The sequence below is a fragment of the Synechococcus sp. R55.7 genome (assembly GCF_047461955.1).
Lineage (GTDB): Bacteria > Cyanobacteriota > Cyanobacteriia > Thermostichales > Thermostichaceae > Thermostichus.
Genome location: NZ_JANSIC010000230.1, coordinates 1 through 1,060 on the forward strand (window position 1 = coordinate 1; position 1,060 = coordinate 1,060).

The 1,060-nt window shown below is 59.9% G+C and carries 1 protein-coding gene; it reads right to left on the reverse strand.

The genetic code is table 11. The annotated features are described in order from the left end of the window. Positions 1-175: 175 nt before the first annotated feature. The coding region (locus NW820_RS10765; protein ID WP_414407486.1) for a tetratricopeptide repeat protein at positions 176-1,060 on the reverse strand (885 nt) is incomplete at its 5' end.

Sequence of the window (1,060 nt, forward strand, 5' to 3'; positions counted from 1 at the left end):
TAGTTTACTAGCTCAAACGACCCTACTCCCTACAACCAGTCGCGTAGCTCTGAGCTGGGGATCTCACGGCGCTCCCCGGTAACCGTGAGAAAAATCGTGAGAAAAATAATGAGCGGTTTTGATTCCTGTCTTTCCCTCTTCTTGAGAGAGAGAACTCAGATGGGATCCCTGTGGGCTAAGGGGCTTGTTGTTGACTTTGAACAGGAGGGATCCGGCGCAAATTCAAAAGCACCATTGCGCTAAGGGGGCGCGTGTTGGCCAGTAGCCCCACGATCAGCAGCAGCCAACTGTTCAAGGTAGTATTGTCCAGCAGCCAACCCATCAACAGAGCCGATCCTGCCCCTTCGGCAACTGCCGCCAAGATCCAAGCCCGGCTACCTTTCCAGCGCTGAGACCACAAGGCCCATTGCAGCCCACCAACGCCGACCCCCACCAGCAAACCGCGCAGCGCATCTCCCATTGCCTGCAAGACATTTTGGAGCCAGGGATCCGTCGGGTTAAAAGCAGAGGTTGCTACCCCCACCTGGGGAGCGAGGAAATCCGCCGCCGCCCAGCCCAAAGCCGTGGCCAGCAAAGTTGCAGCCACCCATCCCACCGAAACCTGCCGCCGCAACACCAGCCACTGCAGCAGCCCCATCAGCAAGCCAAGGCCGGCTCCAGCCACCGCTTCTTGTAGTGATCCCAAAGCCGCCAGCAGAGGCGCTGATGCCCCCAGCCCCAGGTAGCCGATCCCAGCCGCCCCCAAATTGGCCAAGAGCCAACTCAACGCCGACCCTTTGCCCAGGCGGGGTGCATTCAGGGGTGCATCCAACAGATGAGAGCCGGACTTGCTGTTGACATGTTCCTGCCCAACCTTCTGTTCCACCTCGCGCAGCCCCTGTTCCGCTGAAGGGTTACCCGGCTCCAGCCGCAGCACCCCTTGATAATCCATCTGGGCAAGGCCCCAATGTCCCTGCCGTTGGTGGGCCAGGCCGCGGTAGAGATAGTAGCGGGCTTCGTTGGGGGCGCTCTGGATCAGCTCATTGAGCAGATGGACGGCCATCTTGTACTCGCCTGCCTC